This is a genomic window from Massilia suwonensis (assembly GCF_042655665.1).
Lineage (GTDB): Bacteria > Pseudomonadota > Gammaproteobacteria > Burkholderiales > Burkholderiaceae_D > Telluria > Telluria suwonensis.
On the sequence record NZ_JBHSMR010000015.1, the window covers coordinates 198611 to 211906 of the forward strand.

Annotated in this window: 12 protein-coding genes; 3 read left to right on the forward strand and 9 right to left on the reverse strand. The window is 65.0% G+C overall.

Annotated elements, in window-relative coordinates; genetic code table 11:
• Positions 1 to 34 precede the first annotated feature (34 nt).
• The 6 genes from ACFPQ5_RS24440 to ACFPQ5_RS24465 all read right to left on the reverse strand — a co-directional run bounded on the left by ACFPQ5_RS24440 (position 35) and on the right by ACFPQ5_RS24465 (position 7345).
• Positions 35 to 2152 carry a hypothetical protein gene (locus ACFPQ5_RS24440; RefSeq protein ID WP_379761694.1) on the reverse strand — a complete coding sequence of 706 codons (2118 nt, stop codon included), beginning with the start codon at positions 2150 to 2152 and terminating at the stop codon, positions 35 to 37.
• A gap of 112 nt (positions 2153 to 2264) precedes the next feature.
• Entirely contained in the window at positions 2265 to 4427 is a 2163-nt protein-coding gene (gene pilQ, locus ACFPQ5_RS24445) for a type IV pilus secretin PilQ (protein WP_379761696.1), read from the reverse strand.
• On the reverse strand, positions 4424 to 4960 hold the full coding sequence (locus tag ACFPQ5_RS24450) for a pilus assembly protein PilP (RefSeq protein WP_379761698.1): 537 nt from the start codon (positions 4958 to 4960) through the stop codon (positions 4424 to 4426). The genes pilQ and ACFPQ5_RS24450 overlap by 4 nt, the downstream gene beginning before the upstream one ends.
• On the reverse strand, positions 4957 to 5631 hold the full coding sequence (locus ACFPQ5_RS24455; protein ID WP_379761700.1) for a type IV pilus inner membrane component PilO: 675 nt from the start codon (positions 5629 to 5631) through the stop codon (positions 4957 to 4959). The genes ACFPQ5_RS24450 and ACFPQ5_RS24455 overlap by 4 nt, the downstream gene beginning before the upstream one ends.
• The gene (locus ACFPQ5_RS24460) at positions 5628 to 6281 is read right to left on the reverse strand and encodes a PilN domain-containing protein (RefSeq protein WP_379761702.1); all 654 of its coding nucleotides are present in this window, start codon (positions 6279 to 6281) and stop codon (positions 5628 to 5630) included. The genes ACFPQ5_RS24455 and ACFPQ5_RS24460 overlap by 4 nt, the downstream gene beginning before the upstream one ends.
• Positions 6281 to 7345, reverse strand: coding sequence for a pilus assembly protein PilM (locus tag ACFPQ5_RS24465; protein ID WP_379761704.1), 1065 nt, complete (start codon positions 7343 to 7345; stop codon positions 6281 to 6283). Before ACFPQ5_RS24465 ends, ACFPQ5_RS24460 begins: the two co-directional genes overlap by 1 nt.
• A gap of 312 nt (positions 7346 to 7657) precedes the next feature.
• Between ACFPQ5_RS24465 and ACFPQ5_RS24470 the strand changes: the two genes are divergently transcribed.
• A complete protein-coding gene (locus tag ACFPQ5_RS24470) occupies positions 7658 to 10000 on the forward strand; it encodes a penicillin-binding protein 1A (RefSeq protein ID WP_379761705.1) in 2343 nt (780 codons plus the stop codon).
• Between the two features lie 201 nt (positions 10001 to 10201).
• On the opposite strand, the gene cyaY is transcribed toward ACFPQ5_RS24470, so the two are convergent.
• Complete coding sequence (gene cyaY, locus ACFPQ5_RS24475; protein WP_379761706.1) at positions 10202 to 10531, reverse strand: iron donor protein CyaY; 330 nt, start codon at positions 10529 to 10531, stop codon at positions 10202 to 10204.
• Positions 10532 to 10570: 39 nt separating this feature from the next.
• Between cyaY and lptM the strand changes: the two genes are divergently transcribed.
• Together lptM and lysA are read left to right on the forward strand one after the other, a co-directional pair.
• A complete protein-coding gene (lptM, locus tag ACFPQ5_RS24480; RefSeq protein ID WP_379761707.1) occupies positions 10571 to 10771 on the forward strand; it encodes an LPS translocon maturation chaperone LptM in 201 nt (66 codons plus the stop codon).
• 7 nt (positions 10772 to 10778) lie between these two features.
• Complete coding sequence (gene lysA, locus ACFPQ5_RS24485; protein ID WP_379761708.1) at positions 10779 to 12056, forward strand: diaminopimelate decarboxylase; 1278 nt, start codon at positions 10779 to 10781, stop codon at positions 12054 to 12056.
• 71 nt (positions 12057 to 12127) lie between these two features.
• Here the strand turns inward: lysA and ACFPQ5_RS24490 are convergent, their stop codons facing one another.
• Both ACFPQ5_RS24490 and ACFPQ5_RS24495 read right to left on the reverse strand, forming a co-directional pair.
• On the reverse strand, positions 12128 to 12529 hold the full coding sequence (locus ACFPQ5_RS24490) for an RcnB family protein (protein ID WP_379761709.1): 402 nt from the start codon (positions 12527 to 12529) through the stop codon (positions 12128 to 12130).
• 133 nt (positions 12530 to 12662) lie between these two features.
• The gene (locus ACFPQ5_RS24495; RefSeq protein WP_379761710.1) at positions 12663 to 13295 is read right to left on the reverse strand and encodes a protein-methionine-sulfoxide reductase heme-binding subunit MsrQ; all 633 of its coding nucleotides are present in this window, start codon (positions 13293 to 13295) and stop codon (positions 12663 to 12665) included.
• Position 13296 lies beyond the last annotated feature (1 nt).

A 13296-nucleotide genomic window follows, 5' to 3' on the forward strand; every position in this document is an offset into this window, starting at 1 on the left:
CAGTCCGACAAGAAACACATTTTCGGATTTCACATCAGTTTGCGGTGAACTTGAATTCCGTAATCTTACCCTGTGGCGTCTTGGTCTGGAGAGTGAAATCGCCTGGCGCACATGCCGCGTCCGGCGTGACCGTCATCTGGTGCACCGTGCCGCCGAGCGCGCGGGTCGATGCGATCTTGGCCGGCGAGACCGACGCCACCGTCAATTTGTTGGTCGACACCACCGTGACGTCGGTATTGAACGGCAGCGGATTGTTGTTCTCGTCGGTCAGGCGCACGGCGACCTGCCTTGGCGCGCAGCTGCCGCCGGCCAGGCCCGCGAGGGGAATGACGGCGCCGCCCGTGTAGGCCGTGTTGAGGCAGCTGCTGTCGGTGCACACCTGGGTCATGCGCGCATACGAACCGCTGAACACGACCTCGATCGCGCTGCGCAGGTAGTTCAGGCCCCAGGCATTGTTGCCGGCCGACTTGTACGCGCTGCTGTTGAACGGGAAGGGCAAGTCGCCCTGGGCCGCATCATAGACGCCGTCTAGGTTGGTATCGAGGAAGGGATCGGCCATGTCCTCGAAAGGCTCGCCGCCGCTCGGGCAGGCATCGACCAGCGGACGGTAAGTGCCCGGCGCCCCAGTGTAGCCGGCGCAGCTGTACTGGCCGTCGCCATTGGTGTCGGTGAAGTTCTCGATACCCTGCACGAAGGACAGCACCGTCACGCGGCCATTCGCGGGACGGAAGTTCTGGCTGACCAGCTTGACCGAGCAGCCGCCGCCCGAGGTGACGCAGCCGCCCTGCCCCGGCGTGCCGACCGCGCCGCCTTCGGTGACGAAGTTGATCGCGGTACCGTCCGAGACCGGATTGCCGTACTGGTCGGCCAGGCGCACCGTGATGCCGACCTCGATGCCGTCGGTATTGCCGCCTTCCATGTTGTAGTGTTCGGCGCTCATCGACATCGAGCGCTGGATCGGCAGGCCGGTCGAGATGGTCAGCGAGTCGGACAGGCCGGTCATGGTGGCGCCGTTGCGGCTGGCGGTGGCGAGCACGCGCACCGGAGTCGGGATCGTCCCCGAGGACACCATGGTGCTGACGTTGCCCGAGGCGTCGGTGGTGGCGCGTGCCGGGCTGACCGACAGGCCGCCGGTATTGGTGGTGGCGCTGAAATCGACGTCGACACCGCCCAGGCCGTTGCCCTGCTGGTCGACCACGCGGTAGGTCACTTGCGCCGATTCGGAACGGCCCTGGCCGCCCGACCCCTTGAGCACGATGGAGGTATTGCCCTGGCTGGTGTTGATGAACTGGATCGAGCCGATGTTGGCCGCGCTGACGTTCACGCCGATGGTGCGGCTCGAGTTGCCGATCGCGGCGGTGATGACGTCGCTGCCGCGCGTGCAGCCGTTGTTGGTGTAGGTCGCCAGCTGTACGCCGTTGCTGATCGCGCCCGGCACCAGGGTAGCGGTGCCGTCGCCCACGCACAGCGACGTCAGGCTCAGGCCGGCCGACGAGGTAGCCGGCTGGCCGCCGCTGGTAACGGGAATGTTCAGGGCCACCGTGCTGAAGGCCGGCAGCGCGCCGGTCGGCGCCGGCGAGAAGGACAGCGCGCCCACCGTCAGCGGCGCCGCACCGATGGCGATGTTCATGCCGGTGCTGCCGGTCTTGCCTTCCACGACCGAGGTCGCGGTGATCGCGAGCGCGCCGGCGGTGGTGTAGGTGGCGGGCTTGACCGTCACCACGGCCACGCCGTTGGCGTCGGTCAGGGCCGAGCCGGTTTCCGGGGTGAAGACGACCATGCCGCCGGTGGCGGTCGCGAACTGGACGATGGCGCCGGCGGCCGGCTTGCCGGCCGGGGTCAGCACGGTCGCCTTCAGGGTGCCGCTCTGGCCGCCCGACAGGCTGTTGACGGCGACGTTCGAGCCATCCGTCATGGCCAGGCTGACCTTGGTGTCGGCGGTAACGGTGGTGCCGGTGCCGGTGCTGCCGGTTCCGGTTCCGGTGCCCGTGCCGGTGCCGGTACTGCCGCTGCCGGTGCTGCCGGAAGCCGCCGGCACGGCGCCGGGGTCGCCGCCGCCGCCGCCGCAGGCGGAGAGGACCGCCGCGGCGATCAGGCTCAGGGCCGCCACGCGCTTGATGCCGGCGGAAGAAGGGGTGGATGCTTGCAGCATGTTGTTGTTCCTATTCTTTATCAGCTGTAAAAAAATGCCGGAACGTCGCGCGACGGTCCGGCAGTCTCGTAATGGGTGGTGCGTGTCTCTTGGCGTCTTGGAGTGAAGGCGCTCAGCGTCCCGACGTCATGCGGTCGGCGACGATCTTCGGCGTGATGAAGACCAGCAGTTCGGTCTTCGCGCTCTCGCGGCCCTGGGTCTTGAACAGGTAGCCCAGCACCGGGACGTCGCCCAGCACCGGCACCTTGCTCACGTTGGTGCGCTCGGTCTGCTGGTAGATACCGCCCAGCACCACCGTACCGCCGTTCTCGACCATGACCTTGGTTTTCACGTGCTGGGTGTTGATGGCAAAGCCGGCGCGGGTCTCGTCACCCTTCGAATCCTTGCTCACGTCCACTTCCAGCACCACGTTGCCGTCCGGGGTGATCTGCGGGACCACTTCCAGGCGCAGGTTCGCCTTCTTGAACTCGATCGAGGTCGCGCCGCTGCTCGAGGCCACCTGGTACGGCAGTTCGATACCCTGCTCGATCACGGCCACCATCTTGTCTTCGGTGACCACGCGCGGGCTGGAGATGATCTTGCCCTTGCCGTCCGCTTCCAGCGCCGACAGTTCCAGGTTCAGGAAGCGGTTGTCCGCCGACGAGAACAGCGAGAAGGCGATGCTCGACGGGTTGATGCCGTTGATCGCGGCCGCCGGCAGGTTCACCATCGTGGTGTTGGTGTAGGCGTCGCCCTTGTCCGGGGTCTGCAGGGTGTCCTGGCCGACCCCCAGCAGGTTGCCGCCGATGGCCACGCGGTTGTTGCCGCCGATGCCGAAGCCCTGGTCGCCGCCGCGCAGGGCGCGCATGTCGTTGAAGCCGATCTTGGCGCCCAGGTTGCGCGAGAAGCCGTCGTTCGCTTCGACCAGGCGCGCTTCGATCAGCACCTGCTTCGAGGCGACGTCGGTCTTCTGGATCAGCATGCGGATGTCTTCGATCTTCGAGGCGATGTCGGTCACGAACAGCTGGTTGGTGCGCGGATCGATGATCGCGCTGCCGCGCTTGGACAGCACGCGGTTGCGCGTGTCGGTGGAGGCGGCGCCGCTCGAATCGAGACCGAACACGGTGCGGAAGGATTCGGCCTTCTGGTAGTTCAGCTGGAAGATCTCCGACTTCAGCGGCTCAAGGTCCGAGATCTGGGCGCGCTGTTCGAGCTCCAGCTTTTCCTTGACCAGCAGTTCCTCTTTCGGCGCGATCCAGATCACGGTGCCGTTCTTACGCATGTCCAGGCCCTTCGATTGCAGGATCACGTCCAGCGCCTGGTCCCAGGGCACGTCCTTCAAACGCAGGGTCAGGCTGCCGCTGACGGAATCGCTGGCGATGATGTTCAGGCCCGAGATGTCGGCCACCGCCTGCAGCGCGGCGCGCACTTCGATGTTCTGGAAGTCGAAGCTGATCTTCTCGCCGCGGTAGCCCTGCGCGCCAGAGGCCAGTTTATTCGGGTCTTCCTTGACCGGACGCACGGCCACCACCAGCTGGGTGTCGCTCTGGTAGACCGACTGCTCCCACTGGCCGTTCGCTTCGATGATCATGCGCACGTTGCCGCCGTTGCTGCTCGTCGTCACGCGCTGCACCGGGGTGCCGAAGTCCGTCACGTCGAGGCGGCGGCGCAGGGTTTCCGGCAGGCCGGTATTCATGAAGTCGACCTGCACCTTGTTGCCGATCTGGCGCACGTCGACGGCGACCGCATTGTTCGGCAGATCGACCACGACACGGCCTTCGCCTTCTGCGCCGCGGCGGAAGTCGAGGTTGCGCAGGGTCTGGCGTGGCGCGGCTACCTGTGCCGCCGGAGCGGCGGCGGGCGCGGCGGCCGTTTGCGGCGCGGCGGCGCTGGCGCCGGCGACGGTCACGACAACCGAGTTGCCCTGGATCGCCGTCGTGTAGGCAGCGGGACGCTTCAGGTTCATCACCAGGCGCGTGCGTTCGCCGGCCTGCACCACGTTCACGCCGCGCACTTCGCCCAGGTTGATCTCCTGCGCGCTCTTGCCCGTGCCGTTGCTGGTCGCGCCGAAGTCGAGCGCGATGCGCGCCGGGTTCGTGATCGCGAAACCGAGCGGCGGCTTCGTTGGCGCGTTCTTCATCGCGATGTTGACCACCACGTTCGCGCCCTGCTGGTTGGCGCTGATCGATTCGATCGCGTTTTCCTGGGCATTGGCCGCGCCGCCGAGCGCCAGCAGCACCGGCACCAACAACGTGCCGATGGCGCGCTTCAGGTTCATCATTGCGAATGGGGTCATTTCCCGATCTCCTTGCTTTCCTGCAATTCCAGCTTCGATATGCGCTCGACCCAATCGCCGGCGGCGTCTTGTACCAATTCCCGGATCTCCACCGCGGCCGGGGTCACGCGCGTCACCTGGCCGAAGTTCTGGCCCAGGCGCTGTCCTGCCCGCACGCGGTAGACGCTGCGATCGATCTGCACCAGGGCGAAGCTGACGCCGCCCTTCTGCATCATGCCGACCATCCGCATGGTGTCGAGCGGATAGGCTTCCAGCGCTTCGCGCGGACGGTTCAGGTCCGGCTGCGCCGCGTTCGGCTCCGGCGCCAGCGAACCCGGCCCGGCCAGCTTGTCGGCGCTGAACGGATCCGGCGCCTGCGCCTGGTTGTAGGCGTAGGGCACGAACTCCTTCGATTCCGGCAGCGGTTTCACCGACGGCTTCGTCTGCGCCTTGGTTTCTTCCATCCAGGTGCGCACTTCGCGCACGTCGCTGTCGCCGCAGCCGGCCAGCAGCACGGCCAGCAAGGCCGGCACCATCATTTTTGCGGACTTCATGGCGTGCCCTCGGCTTTCTTGTTCTTCTTCGCCTTCAGGCGCGCCGCTTTCTGCGTCGCCAGCTCTTCCTGGTCGAGGTAGCGGAAGGTCTTGGCGATCGCTTCCAGCGTCAGCGCGCCGTCCTTGTCGGTCTTCAGGCGCATGTTGTTGAGCGTGACGATGCGCGGCAGGTGCGCCATGTCGGCGGCGAATGCGCCCAGGTCATGGTAGCTGCCCGACAGTTCGATTGCGATCGGCAGCTCCGCGTAGTAGTCGCGCACGACCACCTGGTCGGGACGGAACAGCTTGAACTGCAGCCCGCGGCCGACGCCGGCCTGGTTGATGTCCGACAGCAGCGCGGCCATCTCGGCCTTGCTCGGCAACTGCTTCTCGAGGCGCTCGACCGACTGGTCGACCTGGATCTTCTGCGCCTGCAGCGCTTCCAGGTTCACGGCCTGGGCGATCTTCGAGCGGTACTCGTCGCGCAGCGTCGTTTCCTGGGCCGCCAGCGATTCCTGGGTCTCGAACTGGCCGCTCCAGTAGGCGAAATAGCCGCCCACGACGACGGCCGCCATCACGCCGGCCGCGCACAGCAGGCGCGGCGCCAGCGGCCAGAGACCGGGCCGGCGTCCCTGCAGGCCCTGGAATTGGGACGACAGCTCGGCGCCCAGTTGTTTCAGGTCGATGTTCATGGCTTGCTCCCTTCGGCCTTGATGCCGGCCAGCGGGGCTTTTCCGAGGGTTTTAGCTTTAGCGTCTTTTGCGTCCTCGCCCTCTTCGCTTTCGCGGGCGCGCTTGATGTTGACCGCCAGCGTGAACTCGACCGCCTTGCGTACGATCTTGCCCTGCGTGAGCGTGGCCGCTTTCACCTCGGTGAGGTCGGGACGTTCCAGCCATGGCGAATTGCCGGACAGGTTGCGCAGCAGTTCGGCCACGCGTTCCTGCGACTGGGCATAACCGTTCAGGATCACGCGCTGGCCGCTCTGCTCGAAGCCCTTCAGGTACACGCCTTCGGGCGTCTGGCGCACCAGTTCGTCGAACAGGTAGACCGGCTGGTTACGGTCGCCCTGCAGGTCTTCGACGGCCTGCTGGCGCGATTTCAGCGCGTTGATCTCTTCCTTCAGGGTGGCGATGTCCTTGATCTTCTTGTCGAGTTCCGCGTTCTCGGTGGACAGCGCGGCGTTGCGTTGTTCCTGGATCGCGATGCGGCTGGCGTTCCAGCCGCCGACCAGCAGCACCACGGCCACGCCCAGCAGGCCGCCGAGCACCAGCATGGCGACAAAGGCCGCCTGCTTCTGTTTGCGTTTCGCTTCCCGGTGCGGGAGCAGGTTAATCCGGATCATCAGCCGAACCTCCGCAGGCCGAGGCCGCAGGCGACCAGGTAAGATGGGCCTTCGGCGCGCAGCTGCGCTTCGCGCAGGTTCGGCGCCAGCAGCATGCCGTCGAAGGGCGTCACCGCCGCGGTCGGGATGCGCGTGCGGCCGCCGATCAGCTCCACCAGGCCGGGCAGCTGGGCGCTGCCGCCGGCGAGCCAGATCTGGTCGATGCGGGTGTAGGGCGTCGAGGTGAAGAAGAACTGGATCGCGCGCGTGACTTCCAGCGCGGCGCTTTCGAGGAAGGGCGTCAGCACGTCGGCATTGAAGTTCTCGGGCAAATCGCCCGACTTCTTGCGCGCTTCCGCTTCCTCGTAGGCCAGGCCGTAGCTGCGCACGATGTCCTGGGTCAGCGTGTTGCCGCCGAATGCCTGTTCTTTTTCGTAGACGGTGTCGCCGTTGATCAGCATCGAGACGTGGGTAATGCCGGCGCCGATCTGGAACAGGGCGACGATCTTGTCCTTGCCGGCGGGCGCGGCGCGCTCGAGGGCGGCGCGCGCCGCATACGATTCGATGTCCATCACGGTGGCCGTCAGGCCCGCCGCTTCGGCCAGCGCCACGCGGTCCTCGACCTTTTCGCGGCGCGCCGCGGCCAGCATCACTTCCATGTCCTCGGGCGAGTTGGCGACCGGGCCGACCACGTCGAAGTCCAGGCTGACTTCGTCGAGCGCGAACGGGATGTACTGGCTGGCTTCGGATTCGACCTGCACTTCCAGCTGGTCTTCGGCCATGCCGGCCGGCAGGATGATTTTCTTGGTGATGACGGCCGCCGGCGGCATGCCGAGCGCGACGTTGCGGGCACGGGTGCCGCTCTTTTTCCAGATGCGGCGCACGGCCTCGGCCACCTGGTCGAAATTTTCGATATTGCCGTCGACCACGGCGCCGCGCGGCAGCGCTTCGAACGCGTGGCGCTCCAGGCGCAGCACACCCTTGCCGGCGTCGGCCAGCTCGACCAGGCGCAGGCCCGACGTGCTGATGTCGAGACCGGCGAGCGGGGGGCTCGACTTCCCGAACAAGGAACCTAGATTGATCACGAGCGTACTCCTCTGCTGCGGCCTGTTGTTTCAAGCCTGTTCATTCAACGCCCGCGTGCGGGAAAAATTCTTATGGTGAAAGCTCAACTTAGTGCACATATATGAGGCATCGCTTTAAATCGTATCCAGAATAGTGCGCCTGAACAAGATATTTCTGCACTGGAACATTACAATCCGGCGGGGACGCCACACTCTGATATTCCCTTGGTAATACCTCTTGTCACCTCGTCCACAAACCCTTGCTGCTGTTGAGCTTGCGCCATCACGGAAGGGGGTGCCTTATAATGAGGCGGATCAATTCTGTGAGTCAGCATGAAATCTTCCCAAACGACGAATTCCCCGGCGCCAAACAAATTCAGCCCCAAGCGCCTGATCCTGTGGGCGTTTGCCTCCCTTGCCGGACTGGCTCTGGTCGGCGTGCTGCTGGTGGTGTTTGCGCTGGCGATGGCCTACCCCAACCTGCCGGCCCTCGACACGATTACCGACTACCGGCCCAAGATGCCGCTGCGGATTTTCACGGCCGATAACGTCCTGATCGGCGAATTCGGCGAGGAACGCCGCACCCTGGTGCGCTTCAAGGACATTCCGGACGTGATGAAGAAGGCCGTGCTCTCGATCGAGGACGACCGTTTCTACCAGCACGGCGGCGTCGACTACATGGGCGTGCTGCGCGCGGCCCTGCACAACGCCACCGGCTCCGGCGCGCGCCAGGGCGCCTCGACCATCACGCAGCAGGTGGCGCGCAACTTCTTCCTCTCCAGCGAACAGACCCTCAAGCGCAAGGCCTACGAAGCGCTGCTGGCCTGGAAGATCGAGAAGAACCTGAGCAAGGACCAGATCCTCGAGGTCTACATGAACCAGATCTACCTGGGCCAGCGCGCCTTCGGCTTCCAGTCGGCGGCCCAGATCTATTTCGGCAAGGACCTGCGCGACATCAGCGTGGCCGAAGCGGCCATGCTGGCCGGCCTGCCGAAAGCGCCGTCGGCCTACAACCCGGTCGTGAATCCGACCCGCGCCCGCACGCGCCAGCAGTACATCCTGCAGCGCATGCATTCGCTCGGCTACATCACCGATGCCCAGTTCGAAACGGCGAAGAACGAAGAACTCAAAATCAAATCCGACAGCACCGCCTTCGGCGTGCACGCCGAATACGTGGCCGAAATGGCGCGCCAGCTGGTGTACGAGCAGTTCAAGGAAGACACCTATACGCGCGGCCTGAACGTGTTCACGACCATCACCAAGGCCGACCAGGACGCGGCCTACCTCGCCCTGCGCCGCGGCGTGATGGACTACGAGCGCCGCCATCCCTACCGCGGCCCGGAATCGTATATCGAGATCCCGAACGACAAGACCGAAGCCGACGAAGCGATCGAAGCGGAACTGGCGGAAAAGCCGGACAGCGACGATATCGTGGCCGCCGTCGTGCTGTCGGCCTCCTCGTCTTCCGTCACCGCCGTGCTGGCCTCGGGCGAAGAGATCAAGATCACGGGGCCGGGCCTGTCCTTTGCATCGAGCTGGCTCTCCGCCAAGGCTGCGCCGAACCGCCGCATCCGCCGCGGCGCGCTGATCCGCGTGATGCAGGACGGCTCTTCCGACTGGAAGATCACGCAGATGCCGGAAGTCGAATCGGCCTTCGTGGCGGCCAGCACCGAGGATGGCGCGATCAAGGCCCTGGTCGGCGGCTTCGACTACAACCGGAATAAATTCAATCATGTGACGCAGGCCTGGCGCCAGCCGGGTTCCTCGTTCAAGCCCTTCATCTATTCGGCTTCGCTGGAGCGCGGCCTGTCGCCGGCGACCCTGGTCAACGATGCGCCGATCTCCTTCGACGCCGGCCAGACCGGCGGCCAGGCCTGGGAGCCGAAGAACTACGACGCCAAGTATGAAGGTCCGATGACGATGCGGCGCGGCCTGACGAAATCGAAGAACATGATTTCCATCCGCATCCTGAACCGCATCGGCGCGCGCTACGGCCAGGAATACGCGACCCGTTTCGGCTTCGACGCCGAAAAGAATCCGCCGTATTTGACGCTCGCACTGGGCGCCGGCGCCACCACGCCGCTGCAGATGGCCGGCGCCTACGCCGTGTTCGCGAACGGCGGCTACCGCATCAGCCCTTACCTGATCTCGAAGGTGACCGACAGTGCGGGTAAAGTGCTGTCGGAAGCGCGTCCGGAACGCGCCGGCATGGAAGCGAACCGCGTGATCGATGCGCGCAACGCCTTCCTGATGGACAGCATGCTCAAGGACGTGGCCCGCTACGGCACCGCGGCGAAAGCGCAAGCTACGCTCAAGCGTCCGGACATCGCGGGCAAGACCGGCACCACCAACGACTCGATCGACGCCTGGTTCGCCGGCTACCAGCCGAAAGTGGTGGGCATCGCCTGGATGGGCTACGACCAGCCTAAAAATTTGGGCAACAAGGAAACCGGCGGCGGCCTGGCCCTGCCGATCTGGATCGGCTACATGCAGACGGCGCTGAAGGGCGTGCCGGTCGAGGAACGCGAAGTGCCGCCGGGGCTGATCATGGCAAATGGCGAGTACTACTATGCGGAGAACCCGCCGGGGACGGGCGTGCAGTCGCTGGATGTGGGAACGACGCCGGCGCCGGCCGAGCAGAAGCAGCAGGACGCGGTGAGGAATGAGTTGTTTTAAGAGTTGAAAGAATATTTCACCGAAGGCTCATGGTTGAAATATTCGTTCACGATCGGGACGCGGTGTACGCGGGCATGCCCAGTGAAACCGTCATTGCGGCCATTGACCGCAACGACCCCATACGGTGCACCGCCGCCCGTAGCAAGTCCATGGAACGGTGGTGTAACGTAGGGCGGGCATGCCCGCGTTACAACGCCCGAATTACCCGATCTTGACCGGCGCGCCGCCCTGCTGAGTGGCGATATCCGACAGCGCCGCAAAAAACTCCGAATCGTCGCGCGTATTACGCCACTCGTCGCCGACGCGCTTGTAGTGGTAGCCGCCGGCGCGCGCCGCCATCCACATTTCCTGCAGCGGCGCCTGGCTGTTGACGATGATCTTCGAGCCGTTGGCGATGAACTCGATCTCGAGCACGTTGCCGTTGCGCTTGCACTCGACGTCGACCACGTCGTCGTCGTTGAGCTTGTCGAAACAGGTTTCGATGCGGTTCAGGGTCGAATCGGCCAGGTCCAAAAATTCGGATTCGGTCATGCTACACTCCAAGGTCTTGATCAAACCGTGATTCTAATCGTGAAGTCACCTACCGCGCTTCTTATTCCCACTGCGCTTGCAATCGTCCTGAGCGGATGCGGCCAGACCGGCCCGCTGTACATGCCGCAACGGCCGGCCAAGCCCGCCGCGACGCCGGTCAAACCGGTGACCCCGGTCGTCGCCCCCACCTCGGAAGCGCTGCCGCCGCCGAACCAGCCCCTGAACCCGCCCGTCCAATAAGCCATTCATGTCGCACTTTTCGTACCAAAACGGCGTCCTGCACGCCGAGCGCACCCCCTTGTCCCGCATCGCCGAAGAATTCGGCACGCCGGCCTATGTCTATTCGAAGGCGGCCCTGCTGGACAACTTAGCGGCCTACAGCGACGCCTGCCAGGGCCGCAACGCCCTCGTCTGCTATGCGATGAAGGCCAACTCGAACCTGGCCATCCTCGACCTGCTGGCGCGCCAGGGCGCGGGCTTCGACATCGTCTCGGGCGGCGAACTGCTGCGCGTGATCGCGGCCGGCGGCGATCCGAATAAAGTCATCTTCTCGGGCGTCGGCAAGACCGAAGACGAGATGCGCCTGGCGCTGGACAAGGGCATCCTCTGCTTCAACGTCGAATCGATCCCCGAACTGCATCGCCTGAACGACGTGGCCGGCAGCTTGGGCAAGCGCGCCCCGGTCTCGCTGCGCGTGAACCCGAACGTCGACGCCAAGACCCACCCGTATATCGCCACCGGCCTGAAAGCGAACAAGTTCGGCGTCGCTTTCGACGACGCCCTCGAGACCTACCGCACCGCCGCCTCCCTGCCCCACCTCGACGTGGTCGGCATCGACTGCCATATCGGCTCGCAGCTGCTGGACGACGCGCCGCTGCTGGAAGCGCTCGATAAACTGATCGAGCTGATCGACACGCTCGACAGCGAGGGCATCCACATCCACCACCTCGACATCGGCGGCGGCCTGGGTGTGGACTATGGCGTGGCCGGCGACAAGCCGCCGGTGCCGGTCGGCGACTATCTCGGCCGCCTGTTCGCGCGCATCGACGCCTGGCGCGCCGCGCGCCACGACGGCCGCGCCGTCAAAGTCATCTTCGAGCCGGGCCGCTCGATCGTCGCCAGCACCGGCGTGCTGCTGACGAAAGTCGAGTTCCTGAAACCCGGCGCGGAAAAGAATTTTGCGATCATCGACGCCGCCATGAACGACATGATGCGTCCGACCCTGTACGGCGCCTGGATGGACATGCAGCCGGTCGTGCCGCGCGAGAGCGAGAAGGCCGTGTACGACATCGTCGGCCCGGTCTGCGAATCGGGCGACTGGCTGGCGCGCGAACGCGAACTGGCGCTGCAGCCGGGCGATTTGCTGGCCATGATGAGCGCCGGCGCCTACGGCATGACGATGGCCTCGAACTACAACACGCGCGGCCGCGCGGTCGAGCTCATGGTCGATGGCGAGCAGGTGCACGTGATCCGCCAGCGCGAGAATCCGGCGGACCTGTTCGCGCTGGAGACGATGCTGAAATAAGCTTTAAAAAGCACGCACAAAAAAACCGCGCTCTCTTTCGGAGGCGCGGTTTTTTGTTTTCAGGGCCAGACTTAATTGTTCAGCAGGACCTGGGCGATGATGCCGGTGGCGATCGCCGCCAGCACGTAGTCGTTGCCGGCGCGGACCCAGTGATGGCCCCGCGGCGGCGCGCTCAGGTGGCGGGCGCGCCAGTCGCTGACGACGTAACGGTTGCCGCGGTATTCCTGGCTCAGGCGCTGGCCGCGGCGCAGGTCGTGGCGGGGACCGCCGCCGCGGTAATCGTCGCGGTGGTAGCGGCGGGCGTCGTCGCGATCGTAGCGGTCATTGCGGCCGTGACGGTCATTGTCGTAACGATCGTGGCGCTCGTTGTGCTGGTACCGATCATTGCCGTGGTCATTGCGTTGGGCAAACGCGCTGCCGCTGGCGGCGACGCTGAAAGCGATCAGTGCGGAGGCGATCAGTTTGGTTTTCATTGTCGTTCCTTTCGGTGGTAACGCTAAGAGTGCGTCGATGGATGCATTACACCGCCGATCGGCCCCAACAGGTGAAGCAGACCGGTAAGGAAGGCTACAAAACGTTTCAGAGCGTAAATACGCGGTGGGCGATTCAAACGCGTGCCGCGGCCTGCGCGGTCTTGGCTTTCGTGCGGCTCCAGTAGACCCGCAGCCCCAGCAGCAGCGCCACGATCACCAGGAACAGCGTCGGCTGCGCCAGGTTGTTCTTGGCCGCCTTCATCCACCAGAAGTGCAGCACGGCCAATGGCGCGATCAGGTAGATCAGGCGGTGCAGCCATTGCCAGCGCTTGCCGCCCAGTCGCTTGATCATGCCGTTGGTGCTGGTCGCGGCCAGCGGGATCAGGAGCACGAAGGCCGTGAAGCCGACGAGGATGAACGGCCGTTTCGCGACGTCGCGCAGCATCGCAGCTACATCAAAGAAGTGGTCGAACCAGAAGAAGGCGATGAAGTGCAGCAGCGCATAGAAAAATGTGTACAGCCCCAGCATGCGCCGCAGCCGCACCAGCCAGTTCCAGCCCGTCAGACGGCGCAGCGGCGTCACCGCCAGCGTGGTGCAGAGCAGGTACAAGGCCCAGTCGCCCGTCTCGTGGGTGATGTATTCGAGCGGGTCGACCAGCTCGCCCCCGAACACGAGAAAGGCGCCCCATAAGAACGGCAGCAGCGCCGCGACGAAGACGGCGCCCTTGATGAGCGAGAGTTGTTTTGGCGTGGGATTGCTCGCCATT

Excerpts from the sequence above, each read along its gene's own strand:
- lysA (WP_379761708.1), top strand. The coding sequence starts at position 10,779 with ATGTCGCACTTTTCGTACCAAAACGGCGTCCTGCACGCCGAGCGCACC.
- ACFPQ5_RS24495 (WP_379761710.1), bottom strand. The coding sequence starts at position 13,295 with ATGGCGAGCAATCCCACGCCAAAACAACTCTCGCTCATCAAGGGCGCC.
- ACFPQ5_RS24460 (WP_379761702.1), bottom strand. The coding sequence starts at position 6,281 with ATGATCCGGATTAACCTGCTCCCGCACCGGGAAGCGAAACGCAAACAG.
- ACFPQ5_RS24455 (WP_379761700.1), bottom strand. The coding sequence starts at position 5,631 with ATGAACATCGACCTGAAACAACTGGGCGCCGAGCTGTCGTCCCAATTC.
- ACFPQ5_RS24440 (WP_379761694.1), bottom strand. The coding sequence starts at position 2,152 with ATGCTGCAAGCATCCACCCCTTCTTCCGCCGGCATCAAGCGCGTGGCG.
- ACFPQ5_RS24470 (WP_379761705.1), top strand. The coding sequence starts at position 7,658 with ATGAAATCTTCCCAAACGACGAATTCCCCGGCGCCAAACAAATTCAGC.
- cyaY (WP_379761706.1), bottom strand. The coding sequence starts at position 10,531 with ATGACCGAATCCGAATTTTTGGACCTGGCCGATTCGACCCTGAACCGC.
- pilQ (WP_379761696.1), bottom strand. The coding sequence starts at position 4,427 with ATGACCCCATTCGCAATGATGAACCTGAAGCGCGCCATCGGCACGTTG.
- ACFPQ5_RS24450 (WP_379761698.1), bottom strand. The coding sequence starts at position 4,960 with ATGAAGTCCGCAAAAATGATGGTGCCGGCCTTGCTGGCCGTGCTGCTG.
- ACFPQ5_RS24490 (WP_379761709.1), bottom strand. The coding sequence starts at position 12,529 with ATGAAAACCAAACTGATCGCCTCCGCACTGATCGCTTTCAGCGTCGCC.